The organism is Mesorhizobium sp. ES1-4 (genome assembly GCF_020164745.1).
Taxonomy (GTDB): domain Bacteria; phylum Pseudomonadota; class Alphaproteobacteria; order Rhizobiales; family Rhizobiaceae; genus Mesorhizobium.
In genome coordinates this window covers 324,561-348,534 of sequence record NZ_JAIUGV010000001.1, presented here as the reverse complement: position 1 = coordinate 348,534, position 23,974 = coordinate 324,561, and the positions used below count along the sequence as shown (strand labels likewise).

The window sequence follows — 23,974 nt, the reverse complement described above, 5'->3', positions numbered from 1 at the left end:
CAGGGCCTTGCCAGGATAAATTATGCAAACCGTACTGATCGTCATCCATCTCATGGTTGTACTCGCCCTCGTCGGCGTGGTGCTGCTGCAGCGCTCCGAAGGCGGCGGCCTCGGCATTGGTGGCGGATCGGGGTTCATGACGGCGCGTGGCGCTGCCAACGCGTTGACCCGGGCGACGGCCATCCTCGCGGCCGCGTTCTTCGTGACGTCGCTGACCTTGTCGATCATCGCCCGCTACGGTGAGAAGCCGATCGACATTCTCGATCGAGTTCCCACGACCTCGGACGGCGCCGGCAAGGGTGTGCTCAACCAATTGCCTGGCACCACAACCCCAGCTCCCGCAGGCAACGGCACACCGACGCCGCCGTCTGGAAATGACGCTGCCGCGAAGCCTCCGGCAACGGCTCCCGCTACCGCGCCCGCCGCCGGCTCGACGCCGCCAGCGACCAATGGAACCACCAACACGGGGCCAGTGGCCCCCCAGGTTCCCAACCAGTAAGCGCCGCTTTCCCGAACCGCGATCTGTGATCGTTTGAACACAGTCGCGGCAAATGCTGCGCGATCACGAAGATTCGACGGGCCGCGGCGCGATCCCGCGCTTGAGGCATTCGCGCTTATTCGACTATAGATTGCACGCGGCATTTTCGGCGTCCTTGGGGGTGCCGGGCGACGCCGTGGGCAACAAGCATTGAACGATCGGATCTTCGCCATGCAGCTTCGCAGCTTCATTTTCCTGGGACTTTGCGCCGCACTCGGCCTGAGTTCCCCAGCTTTCGCCGGCATGCCGGCCAATCTGGCCGCCAATCAGTCGGTCGATAGAACCGACGCCATTCCTGTCGCGGCCAAGAGCGATGCGGCGCAGCTGAGGCTTCTCAAGAAGAAGAAAAGTCCGACGCCGGACGATCTCGCCCGAATCGAGAAGATCGAGGCCAAGATTGCCGCCGACAAGGAAGAGGCCAAAGCCAAGGCGCTTGAAGCCAGGAAGCTGGCAATGCGCGAGGCGGCCAAGGCCAGGGCTGAAGCGGACCGCCAGGCGTTCCTGACCAGCAAGGGCCAGAAGGCGCCGGCAACCGAAATGGCCGATGCCAAGCCTGCCAAGAAGACCATCAAGGTCATCGAGCCGATTGAACCAGTCATGCCAATCCAGTCGGCCGAGCCCATCCCAGCCGAGGCGATGAATGTCGCGTTGACCGGTAACAATGGCGAACTGCGCAGCGAGGTCGTCGGCGGCCAGAAGCAGTCAAGTGGTGGCCTGTTCGCCGGTTTGTTCGGTGGCGCCTCATCCGGCTCGATCAGCTATCTGCCCGAGACACGCGCGCTCGACTCGGCACTTGCCCAGAAGAACGCCAGGAAGCCGTTCAAGGTGAAGTCGGAATTCGTGCCTCAAGACGTGCAGTTCACCGGCTATGATGCCGGCACGATCGTCATCGACACCAGCGCTCGCCGGCTCTATCTCGTCGAATCGTCCACGACCGCGCGTCGCTACGCCATCGCGGTCGGCCGTGAAGGCCTGCAGTACAAGGGCACGGTCGCGGTCGGCGACAAGCAGGAATGGCCGCGCTGGATTCCGACGCTCGACATGCAGAAGCGCGAGCCGAAGCACTACGGCCAGTACAAGGACGGCATGCCCGGCGGCGGCCAGAACCCGCTCGGAGCGCGCGCCATCTATCTCTATGACGGCAAGAAGGACACGCATCTGCGTATCCATGGCACCATCGCGCCGCAGTCGATCGGCACCAGCGCCTCCAATGGCTGCTTCCGTATGATGAACGAGCACGTCATGGATCTCTACAGCCGCGTCCGGATCGGCACCAAAGTCGTCATCATCTGACGTTTCCATGATCATGCCGAAAGGGCCGGCTCAGCCGGCCCTTTTGTTTTGCCTGGGCGGCTCAATGTTGATGGAATCGCCGACCCGCTCTAAGCCTCTGTTTTTACACCGGTTCCGGACGGAAGGCCGCTACGTGCTTTTCCTGGAATTGCTTCTAAGGTCCCGGTCAAACCTGTTTGGTCGTGACCCATTCGAAAACCGGATTCCATTATTGGGGATCATGGTCCGAGCGCCTTCTTGGGAAAAAGCCTTCGCGGCGGTTTTTTCTCTGGCGGAATCAATCCGGCCGCGTTAAGCGATGACTCCCATGGCGCGATATGTATTCATCACAGGCGGCGTGGTTTCCTCACTCGGAAAAGGCATTGCCGCAGCGGCCCTTGGGGCTCTCCTGCAGGCGCGAGGCTATCGCGCACGCATCAAAAAGCTCGACCCCTACCTTAATGTCGATCCCGGCACGATGTCGCCGTACCAGCATGGCGAGGTGTTCGTGACCGATGACGGTGCCGAGACCGATCTCGATCTTGGCCACTACGAGCGCTTCACCGGACGTTCCGCCAATCAGCAGGACAACATCACGACCGGGCGTATCTACAAGAACATCATCGAGCGCGAGCGGCGCGGCGACTACCTCGGCGCGACGGTGCAGGTCATCCCGCACGTCACCGACGAGATCAAGAATTTCGTGCTCGACGGCAATGACGACTATGATTTCGTGCTGTGCGAGATCGGTGGCACGGTCGGCGACATCGAGGCGATGCCGTTCCTCGAGGCGATCCGCCAACTCGGCAACGATCTGCCGCGCAACAACGCCGTCTATGTCCATTTGACGCTGATGCCCTATATCCCGACGGCGGGTGAGCTGAAGACCAAGCCGACCCAGCATTCGGTCAAGGAATTGCGCGGCATCGGTATTGCGCCGGATATTCTTCTGGTGCGCGCCGACCGCGCCATTCCCAAGGAAGAGCGCCGCAAACTGTCGCTGTTCTGCAATGTCAGGGAAAGCGCCGTGATCCAGGCGCTCGACGTGCCGCACATCTATGACGTGCCGATGGCCTATCACAAGGAAGGTCTCGATTCGGAAGTGCTGGCGGCCTTCGGCATCGATCCGGCGCCCAAGCCCCGAATGGAGCCGTGGCAGGCTGTCTCGAACCGCATCCACAATCCCGAGGGCGAGGTCACTATCGCCATCGTCGGCAAGTATACCGGCCTCAAGGACGCCTACAAATCGCTGATCGAAGCGCTCTCGCATGGCGGGCTGGCCAACCACGTCAAGGTCAAGCTCGACTGGATCGAATCGGAGATCTTCGAAAAGGAGGATCCGACGCCGTGGCTGGAGAAGGTTCACGGCATCCTGGTGCCCGGCGGCTTCGGCGAACGCGGCTCCGAAGGCAAGATCCTGGCGGCGAAATTCGCGCGCGAGCGCAAGGTGCCGTATTTCGGCATCTGCTTCGGCATGCAGATGGCCTGCATCGAGGCGGCACGCTCGCTGGCCGGTGTCGAACATGCCTCCTCGACCGAGTTCGGCCCGACCAAGGAGCCGGTTGTCGGCCTGATGACCGAGTGGCTGAAGGGCAACATGCTGGAAAAGCGCAGGGCGAGCGGCGATCTCGGCGGCACCATGCGGCTCGGCGCCTATCAGGCAGAACTCGCCAAGGGCTCGAAGATCGCCGATATCTATGGCGACACCCAGATTTCCGAACGTCACCGGCACCGCTACGAGGTCAATATCGACTACAAGCAGCGCCTGGAGGATTGCGGGCTGGTGTTTGCAGGCATGTCGCCCGACGGTGTGCTGCCGGAAACGGTCGAATATCCCGACCATCCCTGGTTCATCGGCGTGCAATATCACCCTGAACTGAAGAGCCGGCCGCTCGATCCGCATCCGCTGTTCGCCAGCTTCATCGAGGCGGCGGTGGAGCAAAGCCGACTGGTCTGACCGCTTCCATGCGGACCTATGTGGCGCTCCTCTACAGCATCATCCTGGGCGGGGGGCGTCGGGTCCTCATGTCCGACCTCAAGGCGATGGCGGAAGGCCTCGGCCTGAAGAATGTCCGCACCTTGGGGGCGACCGGTAATCTCGTCCTGGAGAGTGAAAGAACCTCCATCGCCGTCCTTGAAAGGCGCTTGGAGGCAGCCTTCGAACGGGCCTTCGACCGCCACGTCGACATCATTGTGCGTAGCGCCAGCGATTGGGGCAAACTCGCAGCGAGCAATCCATTCCCGGCTCAATCGGCGGAAACCGGCGACCAGGTCGCCGTCCGTGTGATGCGCGAACCCGTGGCCGTGGATACCATATCGGGTCTTCGGGCTTGTGCCGCCGCGGACGAGCAGGTGCTGCTGGTCGGCGGCGACATCTGGGTCGCCTTTTCGCGGGAGAGGCCAAGCTCCCGGCTGCTCGCCGCCGCCAATCACAAGCGCCTTGGCATCGGCACCTCGCGCAACTGGAACACGGTGCGCAAACTTGCCGAGATGACAGGAGCGTGAATCCGGGGCGGCGTCGCGCCGCCCCGGAGATACTTGTCAGGCTTTTGCTGTCTTGGCGCCTGCACCCAGGGCGGCGGTGCGCAGCACGTAGTAGATGGCTCCGGCAATCGCCACACCGAAGAACCAGCCATAAACGCCCCACCAGGACGGCAGCCAGTTGGTGAAGTTCGGCAGGATCGAGGAGAAGATGGCGCCGATGCCGGCGGCGATGAAGGCATTGACATGCCAGCCGCCCTGGAAGCGGAACTCGCCGTCCTCGCGGTACAGCGCCTCGACGTCCACCTCGCTCTTCCGGATCAGATAGTAGTCAACCATCATGACGCCGAAGATCGGTCCCATCGTCGCGCCGATGACGTTGACGAAGGAGGCGGCGCTGCCTTCCCACGGCGCGAAGGGATAGAGCACGAGTGCGATGACAGCGGCGATGTAGCCACCCTTCTTGAAGTCGATCTGGCGCGGAAAGACGTTGGAGAAGTCGAACGCTGGTGAGACGAAGTTGGCCACCACGTTGATGCCCAAGGTCGCCACCGCGAAGGTCAAGGCCGCAAGGGCAGCCAGGAACCAGCTATCGAACTTGGCCGAGATCTGGTCGGGATGCAGCAGCACCTCGTGGTAGACGTCGTAGGCGGCGATGGTGGTAACGCCGGCGACCAGGGAGAAGAGGATCAGGTTGACCGGCAGGCCCCAAATGTTGCCCTTGCGCAACGCCGCCTGATCGGGCGCATAGCGGGCGAAATCGCAGAAATTGAGATAGAGCGCCGAGAAGTACGTCACCCAGATCGCGGCGACCGCGAACAGCGATGTCCACGAACCCGGAGTTCCAGGCACGCCGGCATCCTTGGTCTTTTCCAGAAGCACGTCCATCGGGATATCGCTGGTGAAGGCGAAGGTTCCGGATTTGACGCAGAGATAGATGGCAAGGAGCAGCATCATCACCCAGACGGCAGGGCCTGCCCAGTCCTGGAACCGGCGCACCGTTTCCATGCCTTTCTGGATGATCAGCAGTTGCAGGGCCCATATGATGACGAAACAGATCACCTCCAGGCCGGAATGGCCGAGGAAATGGGTGTTGGCGTTGAAATCGGCGAACCATTGCGAGCGAATGAGCAATGCGACGATGGCGCCCGAAGCGGCGGCGGTCTGCGCACCGTACCAGAAGCAGGCGACGACGGCGCGCACCAGTGCGGGAATGTTGGCGCCCCAGATACCGAAGGAGGCGCGGGCAAGCACGGGGTAGGGCACACCGGTCTTCACACCGGCGTAGCCAACCATGTTCATCAGCGCGTAGATGATCAGCGAACCGATGCCGATGGCGATGATGAAATTGACGAAGCCGCCACAGAACAGAAACAGGCTGGCGGCGAGGTAGTAGCCCCACAGGCTGTGGACGTCCGACGTCCAGACGTTGAAGATCGAAAATGGTCCCCAGTTTCGAACCTTGGCCGGAGCGAGATCCTCATTATACAGATCAGGCGATGCGCCTTGTATGGTCATTGCAATGTCCCCTTCTTGCAGCAACGCGCCCTCACGCATTGACCGCTAAGGTTACGCCTGACGCAGGGGAACCGACAAGCAACCGATTTGCCGGCTTTGGCCTTAAAGATATTCAATGCGAATCGCGATTATCGACGGGCCGCTATGGTGAGCCGCGTTTGAAGCGTATCATCCTGGCAGGCGACGTATCGAGCCGCTGAAGCCGCCATCCGGCTGCCGTTCCATCCCCGATGCCGCGGTTGAGCGCTCGCAGCGGCCGGAACTGAGAGAGTACCGGCCTGGCCGCAAGGCGGCTTGCCACTTCCCCACGATATAGCGGGAACTGGTGATCGCATCCGGCTGCCAGGTTTTTGAAGATTCTGTTTTTCGCTTGGAACCAATCACCGGACGGCGCGTTCCATAAGGTTCGATCGAGCGCATTTCGGTCGACCGGGAGGAAACAATGGACTACCTGCATTTCTTTTCGCCCGTGCGGATATCGCGCGGGCAGGGGCACCCTGTAGAAGAAGTGGATAGTGTCGCCGAGGCGATGGTTTTCTTGCGTAAATGGCCGACTGGACGGCGCGGGCCTGTGTACCAGTGTGCGCTGAATTGCTGTTCGGCCGCCCTGTCGGGACAGATGTCGGCGGAGGAAGCCAGAAAGGCGTTCACCGGGTTTGCCCGGATCACACGGCTTCTCGACGATGACATGGCAATGCCGGTAGGCGACAACAGCATGGCTGGCATACACGCGCTGCGGCGATAGACGCAGCGCCACTTTGCCGATTCTAGGTCGCGCTCGTTGTGGGCGCGATGACCCAGTGTTTTGGCTTCTGGCAGGCCGTCTCACCCATCAATCACCATCGACACTGTGTCGATCGATATCGCTGCAATCGCGCTGCGACTGCCCTTATTGGGTGGAAAGCGCCCATCTGCCGGATTAGACTTGGCGACGATGCTGGAACCGCTGGGATCGAACCTGTGGATTGCGGACGGCGGAATCGTCTCGTTCAAAGGATTCGATTATCCGACACGCATGGCCGTCGTGCGCCTTGCCGATGGCGGGCTGTGGTTGTGGTCGCCGGTCGAAAGGACGGCTGCGATCGAGGCTGAGATTCGAGCACTGGGGCCTGTTCGGCATATAGTCAGCCCCAATAAGCTGCACTATCTGTTTCTAGGCGAGTGGCAAGCCGCATTCCCGGGGGCGAGTTTATGGGCGACGGTGGCGACAATCGCCAAGTGCAAGGAACTTCATTTTTCCGGAGCTCTGACCGACGAGCCACCAGCCGAATGGAAAGGACAGATCGAGCAGTTCTATTTCACCAATTCACCATTCATGGACGAACTGATCTTCTTTCACCAAGCATCGCGCACCGCCATCATCGCCGACCTCTCACAGACCTTCAGCGAGACGTTCTTGAAACGCCATTGGCCGTGGTGGATGCGGCCGATCGCAAGACTTTCGAAAATGGTCGAAGGATGGGGGTATCCGCCAATCGACTATCGGATCAGTTTCCGCAAACGCGCTACCGCGCGTCCAAAGATTCGTGAGTTGATCGAACAACATCCCGAGCACGTCGTCGTGGCGCATGGCGAGGTTGTCAGGACGGGTGGCGAAGCCTTTTTGAGGCGTGCCTTTTCATGGCTGCTCAAGTAGTTCCAACGTCGGCAATTGGCCGGTCGCCGAATGGCAATTATCCGCTGCTCTTACACAATAGTCGACGGTCGTCTTCCAGTCCCCCCGTGAGACGGGCTCATGACAAAGTCCGCACGTGCTCGATGGCCTGGCGCAGACGTCGGATTCCCGCTTCGCTCTCGGCCTTGTTGCAGGCAGCATAGCCAAGCACCAGGCCATTGCCGGAGGATGACCAGTAATATTTCGACAGCGGCGAGGCATTGACGCCGAGCTTGTCGGCGCAATGCACGACCGCCCGGTCGTCGCAACGTTCGTGAAGCGAGCCAACGACCTGGATTCCGGCTTCCGCCGCTGAAAGGGTCAGGTGATCGGTCAGTTCGGTCTCGCACAATTCGTAAAAAAACTTGCGTCGCTCGGCATAGATGCGGCGCATGCGCTTGAGGTGTCGGCTCATGTGGCCTTCATTGATGAAATCGGCAAGCGCTGCCTGAAGCACCAGCGGTGCGAACTGCCCGGTGGTGCTCAGCGCATGCGGAATGCCCTCGCACAGAGCGGCGGGCAAGACCATGAACCCCAGCCTGAGCGCCGGAAACAGCAATTTCGCGAAGGTGCCGACATAGATGACCCGGTCGGCATAATCCATGCTCTGTATGGCGGGGACCGGCCTTCCCTGAAACCTGTATTCTCCGTCGAAATCATCTTCGATGATCCACGAATTGTTGCGCTCGGCGATTTCAAACAGGCGCAGCCGCTGGTCCATTCGCATCGTGATCCCCAGGGGATGCTGGCAGGCCGGCGTCACGTAGATCAGGCGCGGTGAAACCTCGGGCTGGCTCATCTGCCATCCGTCGCGGTCGACGACAAGCGGCAGAATATTGGCGCCAGCGACGGTGAAGGCCGCCTTCGCCGCGTAATAGCCCGGTTCCTCTAGCCAGACCGCGTCGCCCGGATCGAGCAGCAGGCGTGCCAGCAGATCGAACGCCGCCTGCGCTCCCGTCGTCACCACGATCTGTTCGGGAGAACATCGCACACCCCTTGCCGAGATCAGGTAGCCGGCTATCGCCTCCTTGAGCGCCGGCAGGCCCGTCACATGATAGGTGCCGAACAACATGTTGGCGCCAAAGGTAGCCCGGCGCGCGACCAGCCTGCCCCAGACCCCGAAGGGGAAGTTCTGGCAGTCTGGCATGCCCGGATGAAAGGCGAAGCGACCAGGGGACCCATGATGGAAGGGCTGCTGCATCAGGCTCTCGCCGCGCCTGGAAAGCGGGCGTCGAAGTGCCGTGGCCGCGGGTTTGTCGCCTCGATCTGTCGAGTGCACGGGCAGGTCGACAACCACCGGGCGCGCGCCTTGCCGGCTTGCAAGATAGCCTTCCGTCGCCAACTGGTCATACGCACCGACGATCGTGTTGCGCGCGAGACCCAGATCCTCCGCGAGCGCGCGTGTCGACGGCAGTTCCGAGCCTGGCGCCAAGCGGCGGTCGCGGATCATCGATGCAATCTGCCGATAAAGCTGGCGATGGATCGGTTCGTCGATGTTCCGGTCGATGACCAGCGCATCCATCGGAAAGGCCTGACGCCTTCGCCTTGACATCCGCATCGAAAATCCTCGGCCGCATGACGACAGGCAGAGCTTAGCCGAGCGCCGCGCCGATTGAAACTGGCACCTTCACTTCCGTGCAAACTGGCTCTCGCGATGGAGACAGATTGGCGCTTAGATGAAAAGAAAAAGGGGAACGACGGGCCAGAGAGATTGCAAGTGAAACGCCTTCGCCGACCGGATGGTCGGGATGAAGCGTCGCGACCAATGGTCTGGTTCGGTGAGGAGCGATGATGGCGGTCCGGATAGGCATAAATCCGATCACTTGGAGCAACGACGACGTGCCCGAGCTGGGCGGCGATACGCCACTCGAGGTCTGTCTTTCCGAAACGGCCGAGGCCGGCTACGCGGGCACCGAACTCGGCGGCAAGTTCCCGCGCAGGAGCAAGGATCTGGCCGCGGTCCTCGCGACGCATGGCCTTGAACTGGTCTCCGGCTGGTACGATGGCCGGATCTGCGAAAAGGAGGTCGAGGAGGAATTCGACGCCATCCTGCCGCATCTGACGCTGCTACGCGACCTTGGCGCCAGGCACGTCGTCTACGCCGATACGTCGCGCGGCCGTCATGGCGCCATTCACGATCCGATCTCGCAGCGTCCCAGACTTGCCGAGGGCGAGTGGAAATCCTACGGCAACAAGATAACGCGACTGGCCGAACGGTTCTCGGATTTCGGCGTGGGCATGGCCTTTCACCATCACATGGGAACCATCGTCGAGACGGATGACGAGATCGGCAGGCTCATGGCCGGTTCGGGCGAAGCCGTTGGCCTCCTCTACGACACCGGCCATTGCCTGTTTTCCGGCGGTGATCCCGAGGCGCTGCTGCGGCGGCATGTCGGCCGCGTCGTCCACGTGCACTGCAAGGATGTACGCCCGGATGTGCTTAAACGCGCTCGCGCCCTGGATATGAGCTTCATGGAGGCGGTGATGGAAGGCATCTTCACCGTGCCCGGAGATGGCTCCATCGACTATCTGACGCTTTTGCGGGTGCTGGCCGACAATGGCTATGCCGGCTGGCTGGTGGTCGAGGCCGAACAGGATCCGGCCAAGGCCCACCCGCTTACCTATGCGACGATGGGCTATCGCAACCTGCGCGACCTAGCCCGCAAAGCCGGTTTCGAGGTCAAGGAGCGGCAGAGCTGATACCTTTGGGGGCGCTGGGGAGCGGCAATGAGTTCTGTCCTGTACCAAGGTGTGGTCAAGAACTACGGCGCGCTGAACGTCCTGCGGTCGCTCGACCTTGCCGTTCCCGACCACATGTTCCTGGCTCTGCTCGGTCCTTCGGGCTGCGGCAAGACGACGGCGCTGCGCATCCTGGCAGGCCTCGACATGCCGAGCGCCGGCAAGCTTTTCATCGGCGAGCGCGACGTCACCCGGCTGCAGCCGCGCGACCGCGACATCGCCATGGTCTTTCAGAGTTACGCGCTCTATCCGCAGATGACGGTTGGCGAGAACATCGGCTATCCCTTGTGGATTCGCGGTATGCCGGATGCCGAGCGTCGCGCCAAGATAGACGAGGTCGCAGCGGTTCTCGAGATCGGCCACCTGCTTGATCGCCGTCCGCGCCAGCTCTCCGGTGGCCAGAGGCAGCGCGTGGCGCTTGCGCGCGCGATCGTTCGCGATCCGGCGGCCTTCCTCATGGACGAGCCGCTGTCGAACCTGGACGCAAGGTTGCGCCTGACCATGCGCGGCGAGATCAAGCGGCTTTGCCAGCGGCTCGGAGCAACCACCCTCTATGTCACCCACGACCAAGTCGAGGCCTTGACCATGGCGGACTTCGTCGCGGTGATGCACGGCGGGGAGTTGCAGCAGATGGCGCCGCCGGCCGACATCTACGACCGCCCGGCCAACCGTTTCGTCGCCACCTTCGTCGGCAATCCGCCGATGAACATCCTTCCAACCATACTGGCCGAACAAGGCATCGCGATCGGCGGAACGCCGGTTGCGATTCCCGCCGTCCGGCTCGCGGCGTGCCGCGCGGCGCAAGTGGTCGAGATCGGCCTGCGGCCGGAAGACATGAGCGTGTCAGCGCCGGGCGCGCCCAACGCGCTGCCTGGCGAGATCTATGTGGTCGAACCGATGGGCAACGAGACACTGGTCAACGTTCGACTTGGCGGCGGCAATGTCTCGGTCCGCGCGGGCCGCGACTTCAAGGGCGAGGTCGGCGCCAACATCGCGGTCACTTTTGATGTGTCGAACGCATGCTTCTTCAATTCGGCCGGCCTGACGGCCGTCCACAGGGTCAACAGTGATGGAGAGTGAAATGACGCAGTCCAGCAGAAGCAGACTTACTCGCCGCTCCGTACTCAAGGGAGGACTTGGCCTGGCGCTTGCAACCACGGCCCTTACCGCAATCGGCCTGCCTGTCCCGGCCAGGGCGGCCGGCAAGAAGGTGATCATCGGCGCTTTCGCCGATGGCGGCCTGACGCCGTTCAAGCAGAAGATCATACCGCTCGCCAAGGATGCCGGCTTCGATATCGAATTCCTCGAGGATGAATACGGGGTGACGCTGGAGAAGTGGTTCGCCGACGCCAAGAACAGTGCCGGCCAGTACGACCTCTACCTTCTCGACGATCCATGGGTGCCGCAGTTCGGCGCCGCCAATGTGCTCGAGGATCTCGGCGCGGCCGGTATTGACGGCAGCGACAAGGACTGGATCGGCTCCATGATCGATATGGGCTACTGGCCGCCGCAGAAGGGCGCACGCGTGAAAGGCTTCGAAACCGCCACGCCGACGCTGATCTGCGTGCCGTTCGTCGGCGATCTGCAGACCCTGACCTACCGCAACGATGTCTACACGAGCGGCGCGCCCAAGACCTGGGACGAGGTCATCGCCAAGGGCAAGGAAGGCGTTGCGGCCGGCAAGATCAAATATCCGGTCGTGTTCCGCGGCGTTTCCGGAAATCCGATCGTGACCAGCTGGTATCCGGTCTTCCTGTCGTTTGGCGGCTCCTTCTTCGACGACAAATGGAACCCGATCTTCAATTCCGCCGAAGGCAAGGCTTCGGCCGATTTCTTCGTCGGCACCATGAAGCAGAACGCGCCGAGCGGCGTTGTCGAGTTCGACTCGGATCAGGAAGGTGCGGCGATCCTCGGCGGCGATGCCGGCGCGATCATCCAGTATTCGGGCAATGCGCTGAAGGCCGACGATCCGACGCAGACCAAGGTGGCGGGCAAGTTGGATTTCGGCGTCGTGCCGAAGCAGACATCGGCGATCGCCCAGATGGGCATCTTCATCGCCGGCATCCCGAAATCGGCGCCCAACAAGGCCAACTCGGTCGAGTTCCTCAAGTGGTATGTCAGCGCCGACATTCAGGCCAAGCTGTCGGAAGCAGGCTCCATTCCTGTCAAGCGCAGTGCCTTTGGCATCGCCAAGCCCGGCAACCGGCTGATCCCGGTCGCTCTGCAGCAGCTCGATGCCGGCGCGCTGCCGAGGCCGCGGACGCCGGACTGGGCCAAAGTGGAGGAGCTGCTCGGCATCGAGCTCAACAAGGCGCTTCAGGCCGGCTCGGGCGGCGGCGCGGCACTGGACAATGCCGCCAAGCAGGTCAAGGACTACCTGTCTTCGGTCGGCTATTACTGATGGCAAAGGGCGGAACGCAGAGCCGCAAATACCGTCTGCAGGGGGCGGGGCTCGACCTCGCCCTCCCTTATCTCATGCTGGCGCCGGGCCTGCTGATCGTGCTGGGCGTGCTTGTCTACCCTCTCTGGGATGGCCTGCGCGCCAGCACCGAGGCCTATCGCTACGGCTCGGTGGTCGCCAATGTCGGCATGCAGAACTACATCAAGCTGTGGAGTGACCCGCAGTTTCTGAACGCGCTCTGGGTGACAGTTAAATTCGTCGCGCTGTCGGTCACGTTCGAGGCAATCCTGGGTTTTGCCCTGGCCTTGTTCTGCCTGCGGGAATTTCGTGGCATCCGCTTGCTCAGAACGATCCTGATCATCCCGATGGTGATAACGCCGGTCGTCGTCGCCATTGTCTTCCGGCTGATCTATGCCAGCGACGCCGGCATGCTGACGGCAATCTCCGAGTGGATGGGCGGCGGCCAGGTGCAGATCCTCGGCAGCCCCGTCAAGGCCTTCTTCGGCCTTGTCGTTCTCGATGTCTGGGAATGGACGCCGCTGATGTTCCTGATCCTGCTCGCCGGCCTGCAGTCGCTGCCGCACGAACCGTTCGAGGCCGCCCGCGTCGACGGCGCCGGCAACTGGCGGGTGTTTGCCGATCTTACCTTTCCGATGATGCGGCCGGTGCTGGCGATCGCCATCGTGCTTCGAACGATCGACGCCTTCGGCACGTTCGACCAGGTGTTCGTGCTCACCCGGGGCGGACCGGGCGAGGCGACGCGGCTGGTCTCGATCTATGGCTACGACACCGCCTTCAAGTTCCAGCAGACGGGCTATGCGGCAGCACTCTTCGTCACGATCGGACTGGTCGTGCTTGCGCTGGCCTTCAGCGCCGTGAGGCTTTTGCGCAGGGTGGACGCATCATGAACAGTCGCCTGGCCCGCATCGGGGTGATGAGCGCGGTGCTGGCCATCGTGCTCTTGCCCATCTACTGGCTTGTCTCGACGTCGCTGAAGTCCAATCGCGAGATCACCCAGGAGGGCACGCTCTATCCGCATGTCCCGACACTGGACAATTACATCAGGCTGTTCACGGAGAAGCAGTTTGGCGCCTATCTGACCAACTCGCTGGTGGTGACGTTCTTCTCCGTTGCGATCGCCCTGGTGGCCGGCGCGATGGGCGCCTATGCGATCGCCCGCTTTCGCCTGCCTTTCGCGATGGAGCGCAAGGTCGGATTGTTCCTGCTGACGCTGCGCATCGTGCCGCCGGTCGTCATCCTGATCCCGGTCTACCTGCTGATGCTCAAGCTCGGCCTGCTCGACACCTGGCTGGGTTTGATCGCCACCTACACCGCGTTCAACATCACTTTCTGCGTCTGGATGATGGAGAGCTTCTTTCGGGAAATCCCGGTGGATCTGGAGGAAGCCGCCATGGTCGACGGCGATTCCCGTTTCGGTGCGTTCCGGCGCATCACTTTGCCGCTGGCGGCACCCGGCCTCGCGGCGACCGCCATCTTTGCCGTGCTTGTCACCTTCAACGAATTCCTGTTCGCGCTGGCGCTGACGGCCACGCCCCGGGCGATGACGATGCCGCGCGGCACCGCCACGCTGATCGGCCGCATCGACACCGACTGGGCCTCGATGTCGGCGGCCGGCGTCATCGGCGCGTTGCCGATCGTCTTCTTCGCGCTCCTGGTGCAGCGCCATCTGGTTCGCGGGCTGACCATGGGAGCCGTCAAATGACGACGCGGCCCGGCAGCCACCCACCTCAATCAAGTCGCCTCGGCCACGCACAAGGCAGCCCGACACCGCGCGACCTTTCAGGGAAATCAAACGCATGATCGATGTCTGTCTATTTGGAGTTGGCCTCATCGGCCAGGTGCATGCAGGCAATCTGGCGCGCCATCCCCGCGTGCGGCTGCGCTACATCGTCGATCCGAACACGGAGGCGGCCTCGAAGGTCGCAGCCCTGACAGGAGCCGAGATCGCCGACACCCAGACCGTGATGAATGACCCATCGATCCGCATGGTGTTCATTGCTTCGGCAACGAGAACGCATGCGGATCTTGCCATGGCGGCGGCCGCCAAAGGCAAGGCGATCTTCTGTGAAAAGCCGATCGATCTCGATCTCAAGCGCACCGATCAATGTCTGGCGGCTGTCGAGAAGGCCGGTGTGCCCTTTCAGATAGGATTCAACCGTCGGTTCGACCCGAGTTTTCGGGCGCTGAAGGCGCGTCTTGGGCGAGGCGAGATCGGCGCCGTCGAACAGGTCATCATCACCAGCCGGGATCCGGAACCGGAGACCGAGGAAGCGCTGGCCGGAGGAGGGGGCGTCTTCCGGGAGATGACCATCCACGACTTCGACATGGCACGAAACCTGTTGGGTGAGGAGCCGGTGGAGCTTTTCGCGACCGGGTCGTCACTTGTCGCGCCGCAATATGCCAAGCTGGGGGACTACGATACCGCGATGTTCGTGCTGCGCACCGCGTCCGGCCGTCAATGTCACATCAACAACAGCGTCAGGGCGGCCTACGGCTACGACCAGCGCATCGAGGTACATGGCGCGGATGGGATGCTGCGGGCCGGCAACAGACTGCCGACATCGGTCGAGATATCAGGCGCAAAGGCGATATCGCGCGACAAGCCCTATTACTTCTTCGTTGAGCGCTACGCCGAGTCCTACGCCGCCGAGATCGATCATTTCATTAGCTGCGTCGAAACAGGGCGGCGGCCGGACGTCACGGCGAGCGACGGCCGCAAAGCGATGATCCTATGCGAGGCAGCGCTTGCCTCCGCCAAGTCGGGCCGGTTCGAAACCGTCAGCTTTTAGTGCGATCGAAACAAGGAGTTTCCAGATGAAGATCGGGATGATCACGGACAGCCTCGGCGACCTGTCATTCGACGAGATGTTGCGCGCCTCCGCCGAGCTTGGACTTCAGACGTTGGAGTTCGCCTGCGGCAACTGGTCGTCGGCGCCGCATATCGACCTGCAGGCGATGCTGGCGAGCGCGGTCAGCCGAAGGGAATTCGTCGCCAAGATCCGGGATCACGGGCTGACGATTGCAGCGCTCAATTGCTCGGGCAATCCACTGCACCCGGGACCGCAGGGCAAGGTCCACCATGGCGTGACACAGGACACCATCCGGCTGGCCGGCCTGATGGAGATCGATCGTGTGGTCATGATGTCGGGCCTGCCGGGCGGACCAGGTGATGCTAACCCGAACTGGATCGTCACCGATTGGCCACCGGAATGCCTCAAGATCCAGCACTATCAGTGGGAAGAGCGGATAATTCCCTACTGGCGCGACCTCGTGGCTTTTTCAAACAACCTCGGCATTCACAAATTATGTCTGGAACTGCATGGCCACCAGGCCGTGTACAATGTCCAGACATTGTTCAAGCTCCGGGACGCCGTCGGAGAAACGGTGGGCGCCAACTACGATCCCAGTCATCCGCTGTGGATGGGGGCAGACCCGATTGCCGCCATCCGTGCGCTCGGCTCGGCGATCTACTATGTCCACGCCAAGGATACCAGGATAGAGCCAATCACCGCGGCTATCGACGGGACGCTCGATTCGCGCCCGTCGAACCTCTATGCGGAACGAGCCTGGAATTACATCACCCTCGGATACGGTCACGGTGAGACCTGGTGGCGGCAGTTCTGTACCGCGCTCAAGCAAGTTGGCTACGACGATGTCTTATCAATCGAGCACGAGGACATGATGCTGACCCCGATGGAAGGGATGCGAAAATCCGTTGCGCTCCTGCGCAACGTCGCGATCAACCTTTCATAGACGGGGACGTGCCGGGCCGAGAGAGGCGCGGGCGGCGGCACTGAAGCAACCACGTTCGTCAGCGGCGCGGCCGGCGCAATGTGCAAATCGAGGTTTGAATCTATCTCATCATTTTGATTTGAAGCGAGAGGCTCAACCGCAGGATCTTGTCGCCACTTTCGTCACGCACCTCGATAAACAATTGCTGCCCGTCGACGCTTTTCAATGTGTCTCTCGTGAGATCGACAAGACCCTCGAATCCGACGCGTCGCACCTCTTCGATGCCAGCACATTCGACACCTATCTCGTCCTGCAAGACCAAATCGCGATCGCCGCTGTCGAAGAAGAACCGTGCCATCGAAGAGCTTCCGTCATCACTAAGCCGCAGGATTCCTTTGGTGCAGGTAGGTCGCGTCGAAATCTCCTGCGTGAGTGAGGCCGGGCCAGTCGATTGCATGCATTCTCGATCCGGTGGTGGCGATGAGGCCTTCACGTCGGAGTTCCTGAAGCATTCTGTTGACGTGTACCGTTGACAAGCCCAATGCATCGCCAAGTGCTGCTTGGGTTATAGGAATATCGGCAACGTGATCCTGAATGCGTCCGACCGATCGCAAGCGAAATATGAGTTCGCACAAGATGTGGGCCATCCGGGTATAGGCCTCACGCCTTCCCACATTGGTGACCCACTCCCTGTATATTGCCGCGTCGATCAGCGTCGACCGCCAGAAAGCGTTGGCGATGCGAGGGTGCTGATCGCAGATGTTGCGCAAGATCTCGTGTCGCATGAAGCCGATTCGGGCTGGCGTCAGGGTCGAGAAATTACAATCCATGACCGACAGATGCAGGCCGTGCAGATCCGGAATGTCCCCAGCAACGAAGAAGGACGTGATCTGCCGCTTTCCTTCGCTTGTGTATTTGGTGGAGCCGATCAAACCATCCAGTACGACGAATGAGTAAACAGGATGGTCACCTTCACGCACAAGGTCGTGGTTGGCCGACAAGTCTTTCTCCTGAATCGGTATGCTTTTCAAAATCGCAATTTCAGCCTCTCGAATATCCGAGATGGTCTGAAGCTTACGAATGAGCACATCCGAGGATGAGGTGGGAGGCAAAATGGCTACCTAGCTGATTTTGGCCACCGAACTTTTATTCCCGCAAAAAGTTCCAGCTGGTGGTGGAGATTTCGAGCTGGCTGCACTGCCTGCAACACTTCGACGGCATCGGCCACGCGCCTGCAATGTTCGATACGGGTCTTCCCGTCTTGTCTGTCCCCCATGCGCCTCCTCGGCAATTTGCGGCTCGACGTGCACGGAGATTTCGGTCGGCGATGCGTCATAGGCCAACGGGACGGGAGAGCCGCAGTCCCGGCAAAAACCTCGCTGCGCAATCGGTGATGAGCGACAATGGAATGGCCTTTCCCCGAGCCACCGAAGGCTGGGCGACGGCACCCAGGCCAGCACTGCGAAGGCGCTGCCGGTGCAGCGCCGGCATATATCGCAATGACAGTTGGGGACGCGGGGTCGTGACGTGACGCGGTAACGGACGCGGAGGCATCCTCCATATCGTTCCGCATCGATGATCGAACCGTGCCTTTTAAGCGTTTCTGTCGATTGAACGTCCGACGCGTGATGTGTTTCGACAGGAGGAACGAGTTCCGATGCGTGACGTTGTTCGCACGATTCAAAGGTGGAGCGCCGGATTTGAACAGAACCTCAGTGTCATACGCATCCGGCCAGGCGCGCGTTCCCGCACTGCGCCGGGCCGGTGCCGGTTTCGTCCGCTAATGTCAGCTCCGGGCTTGGCCTATGGCCCCCTGGGCGACCGGTGCGCCCATCTCTGTGTCGACATGCAGCGGCTGTTCGCTGAGCCTTCGCAGTGGGCGACGCCCTGGATTTCCCGCGTCCTCCCTCGCATCGTCAGTCTAGTCGAAAGGCGTGCCGCCGAGACGGTTTTTACACGCTTCCTGCCGGCACAAAAGCCTGGGCATGGTGCCGGCACCTGGAAGCGCTATTATGAACGGTGGGCGTCAATGACGATCGACAACATCGGCCCTGGAATGATCAAGCTCCTTCCCGAACTGGCGATCTACTCCCCCCCGGCGGTCGTCATCGACAAACACGTCTATTCGCCATGGCCGGAGGGCAATCTCCAAGCGCTGCTTTCAGCGCGCGGGATTGATACGTTGGTCATAACCGGCGGCGAGACCGACGTATGCGTCCTCGCCACCGTCCTTGGCGCGATCGACATCGGCTATCGCGTCGTGCTGGTCACCGATGCCTTGTGCAGTTCTTCGGATGCAACGCACGATGCGCTGATGACAGTCTATCACCAGCGGTTTGCGCAACAGGTTGAGACCGTCGAGATGGAAACTGTTCTGTCGAGTTGGAGCTGAAACGACGGGTGGTTTCCGGTCGCGCGTCGTCACGATGGTTCAGGTCGTTTTCCATATGCGTGCAACGGAGACATGGGCGTTGTAGACGGTGACGTCGTTGAACATGCGCGTCAGATCTACGTCCTGCGGCGTAAACGTTTCGATCAGATCGTGGAACTGCATGCCTGTGATTGCGACCACGGGAGCCTTGTCGAGCTTGGCGTCATAAAGGCTGGTCATGAAATGCGTTCAGATGTGAGGGAACGTCGGGGATCAGACATCGTTGATATTCCTCATGAGAAAGGACACCGTCATGTCAAAATATCAGGGCGCCACTGCGGACCGCCTGCGGCAGCTCAAGCTTGAAGCGTCAGCTCACTTCACCCCCAAAATGCTGCACGAAGCATTGCTGCGGCTTTCCCACGCCTGTGGCGGCGAAAGCCTTGAGCGCTTCGAGAAGGCCATGGTCGCTCAGATCGAGGCGACGAAGGACGATCGGGCCGATTTCGAGATGATCAAGGAATTCGCGATCGAGCAGCTCTATGCCTTGATCCGGGAAGCGAAGGCTTCGCCGAACAATAAACAGTCAGTTGAGAAGATAGACACGCGCAGAACTCCCGGCCGCTCCGAAGAGCCGCAGACGCTCGAGGATCAACTGCAGGCAGGATTGGAGGATTCTTTTCCGGCAAGCGACCCGCCTGCGGTGGTGTCGACCACCATTCCAGGCACAGCAAAGAAGCTGGTCGGGACCGACGAGGTCCTGAAAAGGCAGCGGCAATAGGCGGCCGCGGACGTCGCGGGCGAGATCCGGCCGTTGTTGTCGGCGACGATGAGCGGTGGTCCGTTCGCTAGCCATGATAGGTCACCGGTGCGGCTTATGTTCCTATAAAGGAACGCCGCGCACGCGTACTCGAACGGGCATCACCTGCGGCAGGGTGTGCACCGGTTGGACGACAGCTTTTTCGAGCTGTGGAATTTCCGAAGAGTTGTCTCCAGCACGAGGAACGAACCAAACTTCCATGCATTTAGCAGGGGTTGCGTTCATACATTCTTTCTTCTTGGAGCTGGACCATTGTCATCCGGAGGCTACCTCTTGGCCGACAAGGAAACCAATGAAGTTTCCATCGTTGAGCTGATACCGGCCCTGCGGGCTTTCGCGCGTACCTTCTGCCGTGTCCCCGACGATGCCGACGATCTGGTGCAGGAGACACTGACCAAGGGCCTCGCCAACATCGACAAGTTCGAACCCGGCACGCGCATGAAGTCATGGCTCTTCACCATCATGCGCAACACTTACTACACCCGGATCAAGATCGCCGCGCGGGAAGCCCCGGGCCTGCTCGATTGTGCATCTTCCAGACCGATTTCGGAAGCCACGCAGGAATGGAGCGTTCAGAGCAAGGAAGTTCACGGCGCCATTCAAAAGCTACCCGAGCACCAACGCGAGGTTCTGATGCTGATCGGCGTTCTGGGAGTGAGCTATGAGGAAACGGCCGAGATATGCGGCTGCGCTGTAGGGACGGTCAAAAGCAGGCTGAACCGTGCCCGCGCCAACATTCTCGTATTGCTTGGGGAGAATTCGCTGCAGACACTGATCGAACGGCGAAACCATCTGGCGGACGGTCAACTCGATATCGAGGGCGACAGCCGCAGATAGTCAGTTTTTCACGCCACGCCGACGTCTCTCGACCAGCGCGTGTTGCAACTCCATCGCCAGTCTGGTCAGCCGGTCCGGAACTTTTTCGCGCTCTATCGCAGACAGGAGAGAAGCGATCTCCAGATCCATAGCCGGACTGAATTCTGGGTCCACCGTATCATCGCTCGAACGAGACATCATGTTCTCTTGGGTAGACAGCAGTCCCTTGATCATATTGTGGTGACGAATGCTCGACATTACAACGTGAGGTTCGCCGTCGGCGCGGTTGCCCGGCTGGCCTTGCACAGTTTTATTTTCCTCAGCCCTGTATCGCCGCAGGCCAAGGATGTGGCGCGACCGCTTTATCTCCTTCGGCAAGTGGTTCGAGGCCTGATCCTGATATTGGTCGGACTTGATTCGATTGCCGTCCAGTACGCGCTCAGCGCCTCCGGTCCGAACCGGCAGCGAGCGGTAATGTTCCGCCGCCATGCGCAAGCAGGAATGCGTCGCCATCCCATGACCGGAAAGGGTTCTCGCCATTGACGACAACTCGTAATTGGTGGGCTTCGGCCAGACGGCTGATATCGGCGCGGTCCAAAAAAAGCGATCCGCGGTAGGAATAGTTCAGCAGGGCCAGCCAGCCTGGCCGTCTCAGAACGCGCGCAATCTCCTCGAAATGCCGCTCAGCCATGCCGGCCAGAACCAGATAAGGAAAGCAGTCGACCGCCAGCACGCAATCGAAACTTCTGTCGTCGAATTCGGTCAAATCGAGACCGGAGGTTTGCCGCACCTCAACATTGCTCAGTGCGGCGCACCGCTCGGAGGCGATGGAGATCATCCGCGAGGATATGTCGATGCCGACCACCCGGTTGAAGGAGTTGGAAAGCGCACCCTCGAAACGGCCGATGCCGCAACCAATGTCCAGGATGTCCCGGCTGGTTCCTGTGAAATCCTGCTCCTTGAGCCACGCAACGATTTCGCCGGTGGTGGCTGACAGCCTGTCCTCATCGCCGAGGGATGCGAGTTGGACGCTTGCCGTTCCCGAAATTGCTGCCGCCGCATCGAAGCTCGATGCCAATCGCGTGACGACATCGGCATCCGTCTCGTCCTCGTCGCGTGCGTGGCGAACGGCCGCGCCCGTCGCCCCCAAAATGGCGAAGGCGCCTGGGTTGCGGCGAAGCAGCCCGGCTACCTCTTGAAGTCTGTCCGCGTCTCGCGGAACCGACGGGATGGTATCAAGGACGATCTCCGCCAATTCCGCCGCCCCGATCCCTGTCTGCAGGTAAAGCGCCAGCCTGGCGACGACGACTTCGGCGCAAGCACTATCCTCCATGCAGGCTTCGATGGCCGATCTCATAGCTGTCCGGCGCTGGGCTGATTTTGGGCCGGTCGCGCTCATGGTATCAGTTCCGCGTCCAGACCCTGCGCATCGTCCACCTGTCGACGGCGCCCCAGCCATATTTGTAGGCCTCCTGACCGCGCAGGAAATCGAACTCGTGCGCCCCCTCGCGGATAGACTCCTCGATCGCGTGGCCGATCAGGATCGCGCCTGGACTCTCTTCGGCATAAGAAGGGTCGAAGCCCCCGAGATAGGCATAGGCGCGACCGCGATGATGAAAACCGTAATAGACGCCGACGGTTCTGCCATCGATTGCGAGCAGCCAGCACCGGGCAAGGCCACAAGCGTCGAGCAGGGGAAGCGAATGCCTGTGGAATCGCTTTACAGCGACGTCGGCCAACACACCACCTCCGCGTCCGGCCCAGCGCGCGTCGTGAAGGCGGATCAACTGATCAAGGAAGGCTTGGGGTTCACCGCGTGCCGACGACAACGCGGTCCGGCCGCGCCTGGCCGCGGCCTGTCGCGCCCGTCGCAACTGGCGCCTTCGGCGGGAGGGCACACAGCCCGCGAGGGTTTCGTCGCCGGCGATAGCGAGCACGGGGCAAGCGCCATGAAGGCTTGGCCGCCCCGCCTTCAGGTCGGGATAGATCATGGCAAGACCGGCAGCGTCTTGGGGCAAATCCGACAAGACCCATTGCGACCATTCAACCGACCGGATCTTTTCAGCAATTGCGGCGGCGACCAGGGCTTCGGTGCCCGGGACGCACAGGATGTCCAGATAGTCGCTGAGCGAAATCCCGACCGGAAGAAGTTTCGAGCCAGCGGTTCCGTGCTCGAGATAGAGCGGCGCCAGCCCTATCAGATCGCCTCCGCGCCAGACCGCCACCGTCGCCAGGCCTCCGGGCGCGAACGTGCGCCACCATGGCACCAGCCAGGCGGGAGATTGAAACGGCGTAGCCGAGGAACTCTGCTCCCACAGCTTCCACCAGTGCGGCGCGAGGGTATCGAATTGCGCCGGATCATCGATGATCTCGCTACGCAGCACAGGTTCGCTCACGGTGTGACCGCGACGCGCGCGGCGTCGGTGCCAAGTCGTGCCAGCCTTTGATAGGCGTCCATGTAGGATGAGATCATTCCTTGCAGCGAAAACCGCCGCCGCGCCTCGGTCCTGCATGCCTCGGCGTCCAGGCTGGATGCCGCAACGATGGCCTTGGCCATCTCGTCGATAGTGTTGACGAGAAAGCCAGTCCTGCCATGCTCGATCACATCGGGAAGCGCGCCATTTGGAAAAGCCACGACCGGCGTGCCGCAGGCCAGGGCCTCCATGGCGACAAGTGAACTGGTTTCGGCGGCAAGGCTCGGGATGACCAGACAGCGTGCTGCGTTGAGAAAGCGTCGCTTCGCGGTGAAACCGAGCGGGCCAAGAAAGCGGCGGCGGCCATCGAGGCGAGGTTGGACCTCGTCGCGAAAATACCGCGTGTGCGTTTCGTAGGGATAGACCTTGCCGCCGACAACCAGTGGCACGCCTGCCAGTTTGGCTGCGTCCAGCGCCAGGTGAATGCCCTTTTCCGGGCAGACCCGGCTCAGAACTAGTGCAAAGTCGCGCTTCGGTTGCTGCAGGCTCAGCGCATCCATGTCAACTCCATTCGGAATTGGCGCCGCCAGCCTGGCGCCGGGAGGCGCGGCTTTCTGCTGGGCAGCCGAGACGGCGTGGAGCCACACGTCGTCGCGCGTCGGGCGCAGTGCCTCGGCCGGATACCAGTCCAATGGCAGGTGAAGGGTCACCAACGTCGGGCCATCCGGTGGCAGGTAGGCGTCGAAGTCGATGCCATGGAGATGAACCACGTCGATCGGCCAACGGGCGCGGGCAGTAGCGATCGCGGTCCGATGAGCCTGCTGCGCGCGGCCCTTTGCCGCCTCGTCGAGCACGCCGCGTTCCGCCGGTGTTTCCACAAGGGTGCCACTGGCGCTGGAGCCCCGGCAGCCGATGACGATAGACCGGTGACCCGCGTGAACCAGTGCCCGATCGAGCATCGACAGGACCTGTTCAGCACCCCCGACCGCGTCCGGTCCCACAGGCGCGAGGGGATAGGCGACATTGAGGACGGTAAGCGTCATGGCCGGCCGAGCCACGATGCCGGATGGCCCAGGGCGGTTGCGAACGGCCGCAAATCCTCGAAGCTCGACAGTGAATTGTGGCGAATCGCTTGGCAACCGCAAGCTACGAACTCGGTCGGTGCATCCGATGATCGCGGACCTGATCGCATGAGAG

Annotated in this window: 25 protein-coding genes and 1 pseudogene; 16 read left to right on the top strand and 10 right to left on the bottom strand. The window is 61.5% G+C overall.

What is annotated here, in order from left to right:
- The first annotated feature begins 22 nt into the window (after nt 1-22).
- The 4 genes from secG (at nt 23) to LB556_RS01815 (ending at nt 4,315) form a co-directional block, all read left to right on the top strand.
- Complete coding sequence (gene secG / locus LB556_RS01830; RefSeq protein ID WP_224562525.1) at nt 23-499, top strand: preprotein translocase subunit SecG; 477 nt, start codon at nt 23-25, stop codon at nt 497-499.
- Between the two features lie 210 nt (nt 500-709).
- The gene (locus LB556_RS01825; RefSeq protein ID WP_224562509.1) at nt 710-1,831 is read left to right on the top strand and encodes a L,D-transpeptidase; all 1,122 of its coding nucleotides are present in this window, start codon (nt 710-712) and stop codon (nt 1,829-1,831) included.
- Nucleotides 1,832-2,129: 298 nt separating this feature from the next.
- Entirely contained in the window at nt 2,130-3,767 is a 1,638-nt protein-coding gene (locus tag LB556_RS01820; RefSeq protein WP_137931184.1) for a CTP synthase, read from the top strand.
- Between the two features lie 8 nt (nt 3,768-3,775).
- Nucleotides 3,776-4,315 carry a DUF1697 domain-containing protein gene (locus tag LB556_RS01815; RefSeq protein WP_224562506.1) on the top strand — a complete coding sequence of 180 codons (540 nt, stop codon included), beginning with the start codon at nt 3,776-3,778 and terminating at the stop codon, nt 4,313-4,315.
- A gap of 36 nt (nt 4,316-4,351) precedes the next feature.
- On the opposite strand, the gene LB556_RS01810 is transcribed toward LB556_RS01815, so the two are convergent.
- Complete coding sequence (locus LB556_RS01810; protein ID WP_224562494.1) at nt 4,352-5,809, bottom strand: NCS1 family nucleobase:cation symporter-1; 1,458 nt, start codon at nt 5,807-5,809, stop codon at nt 4,352-4,354.
- Between the two features lie 442 nt (nt 5,810-6,251).
- On the opposite strand from LB556_RS01810, the gene LB556_RS01805 reads away from it, so the two are divergent.
- Nucleotides 6,252-6,554, top strand: a complete 303-nt coding sequence (locus LB556_RS01805; RefSeq protein ID WP_224562492.1) for a DUF982 domain-containing protein — start codon at nt 6,252-6,254, stop codon at nt 6,552-6,554.
- Between the two features lie 189 nt (nt 6,555-6,743).
- The gene (locus LB556_RS01800) at nt 6,744-7,445 is read left to right on the top strand and encodes a DUF4336 domain-containing protein (RefSeq protein ID WP_224563838.1); all 702 of its coding nucleotides are present in this window, start codon (nt 6,744-6,746) and stop codon (nt 7,443-7,445) included.
- Nucleotides 7,446-7,542: 97 nt separating this feature from the next.
- Here LB556_RS01800 and LB556_RS01795 read toward each other — a convergent pair whose 3' ends face one another.
- Complete coding sequence (locus LB556_RS01795; RefSeq protein WP_224562489.1) at nt 7,543-9,015, bottom strand: PLP-dependent aminotransferase family protein; 1,473 nt, start codon at nt 9,013-9,015, stop codon at nt 7,543-7,545.
- A 239-nt stretch (nt 9,016-9,254) separates the two neighbouring features.
- On the opposite strand from LB556_RS01795, the gene iolE reads away from it, so the two are divergent.
- From iolE to LB556_RS01760, 7 genes are all read left to right on the top strand, one after another.
- Entirely contained in the window at nt 9,255-10,163 is a 909-nt protein-coding gene (iolE, locus tag LB556_RS01790; protein WP_224563835.1) for a myo-inosose-2 dehydratase, read from the top strand.
- A gap of 27 nt (nt 10,164-10,190) precedes the next feature.
- Nucleotides 10,191-11,282 (top strand): ABC transporter ATP-binding protein, encoded by a 1,092-nt coding sequence (locus LB556_RS01785; RefSeq protein ID WP_224562485.1) that lies wholly within the window; start codon nt 10,191-10,193, stop codon nt 11,280-11,282.
- A gap of 1 nt (nt 11,283) precedes the next feature.
- A complete protein-coding gene (locus LB556_RS01780) occupies nt 11,284-12,603 on the top strand; it encodes an extracellular solute-binding protein (RefSeq protein ID WP_224562482.1) in 1,320 nt (439 codons plus the stop codon).
- The gene (locus tag LB556_RS01775; RefSeq protein ID WP_224562477.1) at nt 12,603-13,511 is read left to right on the top strand and encodes a carbohydrate ABC transporter permease; all 909 of its coding nucleotides are present in this window, start codon (nt 12,603-12,605) and stop codon (nt 13,509-13,511) included. The genes LB556_RS01780 and LB556_RS01775 overlap by 1 nt, the downstream gene beginning before the upstream one ends.
- A complete protein-coding gene (locus tag LB556_RS01770; protein WP_224562475.1) occupies nt 13,508-14,326 on the top strand; it encodes a carbohydrate ABC transporter permease in 819 nt (272 codons plus the stop codon). The genes LB556_RS01775 and LB556_RS01770 overlap by 4 nt, the downstream gene beginning before the upstream one ends.
- A gap of 94 nt (nt 14,327-14,420) precedes the next feature.
- On the top strand, nt 14,421-15,413 hold the full coding sequence (iolG, locus tag LB556_RS01765) for an inositol 2-dehydrogenase (protein ID WP_224562473.1): 993 nt from the start codon (nt 14,421-14,423) through the stop codon (nt 15,411-15,413).
- A 25-nt stretch (nt 15,414-15,438) separates the two neighbouring features.
- Entirely contained in the window at nt 15,439-16,377 is a 939-nt protein-coding gene (locus LB556_RS01760) for a sugar phosphate isomerase/epimerase family protein (protein WP_224562471.1), read from the top strand.
- Nucleotides 16,378-16,477: 100 nt separating this feature from the next.
- On the opposite strand, the gene LB556_RS01755 is transcribed toward LB556_RS01760, so the two are convergent.
- Genes LB556_RS01755 through LB556_RS31975 form a run of 3 tightly spaced genes read right to left on the bottom strand, consistent with a single transcriptional unit; the run spans nt 16,478 to nt 17,933 of the window.
- The gene (locus LB556_RS01755) at nt 16,478-16,714 is read right to left on the bottom strand and encodes a DUF6894 family protein (RefSeq protein WP_224562469.1); all 237 of its coding nucleotides are present in this window, start codon (nt 16,712-16,714) and stop codon (nt 16,478-16,480) included.
- Nucleotides 16,715-16,733: 19 nt separating this feature from the next.
- A complete protein-coding gene (locus LB556_RS01750) occupies nt 16,734-17,468 on the bottom strand; it encodes a Crp/Fnr family transcriptional regulator (protein WP_224562468.1) in 735 nt (244 codons plus the stop codon).
- 9 nt (nt 17,469-17,477) lie between these two features.
- Complete coding sequence (locus LB556_RS31975) at nt 17,478-17,933, bottom strand: GFA family protein (RefSeq protein ID WP_411908559.1); 456 nt, start codon at nt 17,931-17,933, stop codon at nt 17,478-17,480.
- Nucleotides 17,934-18,139: 206 nt separating this feature from the next.
- Here LB556_RS31975 and LB556_RS01740 point away from each other — a divergent pair, with 206 nt between their 5' ends.
- On the top strand, nt 18,140-18,748 hold the full coding sequence (locus LB556_RS01740; protein ID WP_224562467.1) for a cysteine hydrolase family protein: 609 nt from the start codon (nt 18,140-18,142) through the stop codon (nt 18,746-18,748).
- A gap of 46 nt (nt 18,749-18,794) precedes the next feature.
- Here LB556_RS01740 and LB556_RS01735 read toward each other — a convergent pair.
- Nucleotides 18,795-18,967: pseudogene (locus LB556_RS01735) on the bottom strand (pyruvate oxidase); the annotation flags it as partial.
- Nucleotides 18,968-19,040: 73 nt separating this feature from the next.
- Between LB556_RS01735 and LB556_RS01730 the strand changes: the two are divergent.
- Nucleotides 19,041-19,508, top strand: coding sequence for a hypothetical protein (locus tag LB556_RS01730; protein ID WP_224562466.1), 468 nt, complete (start codon nt 19,041-19,043; stop codon nt 19,506-19,508).
- A gap of 312 nt (nt 19,509-19,820) precedes the next feature.
- Complete coding sequence (locus LB556_RS01725) at nt 19,821-20,384, top strand: sigma-70 family RNA polymerase sigma factor (RefSeq protein WP_224563829.1); 564 nt, start codon at nt 19,821-19,823, stop codon at nt 20,382-20,384.
- Here the strand turns inward: LB556_RS01725 and LB556_RS01720 are convergent, their stop codons facing one another.
- The 4 genes from LB556_RS01720 to LB556_RS01705 are packed head-to-tail and all read right to left on the bottom strand — an operon-like array spanning nt 20,385 to nt 23,820.
- Entirely contained in the window at nt 20,385-20,852 is a 468-nt protein-coding gene (locus tag LB556_RS01720) for a hypothetical protein (protein WP_224562465.1), read from the bottom strand.
- Nucleotides 20,803-21,762 (bottom strand): class I SAM-dependent methyltransferase, encoded by a 960-nt coding sequence (locus tag LB556_RS01715; RefSeq protein ID WP_224562456.1) that lies wholly within the window; start codon nt 21,760-21,762, stop codon nt 20,803-20,805. Before LB556_RS01715 ends, LB556_RS01720 begins: the two co-directional genes overlap by 50 nt.
- Nucleotides 21,763-21,766: 4 nt before the next feature.
- A complete protein-coding gene (locus tag LB556_RS01710) occupies nt 21,767-22,759 on the bottom strand; it encodes a GNAT family N-acetyltransferase (RefSeq protein ID WP_224562454.1) in 993 nt (330 codons plus the stop codon).
- A complete protein-coding gene (locus LB556_RS01705; protein WP_224562452.1) occupies nt 22,756-23,820 on the bottom strand; it encodes a glycosyltransferase family 4 protein in 1,065 nt (354 codons plus the stop codon). The genes LB556_RS01710 and LB556_RS01705 overlap by 4 nt, the downstream gene beginning before the upstream one ends.
- Nucleotides 23,821-23,974 lie beyond the last annotated feature (154 nt).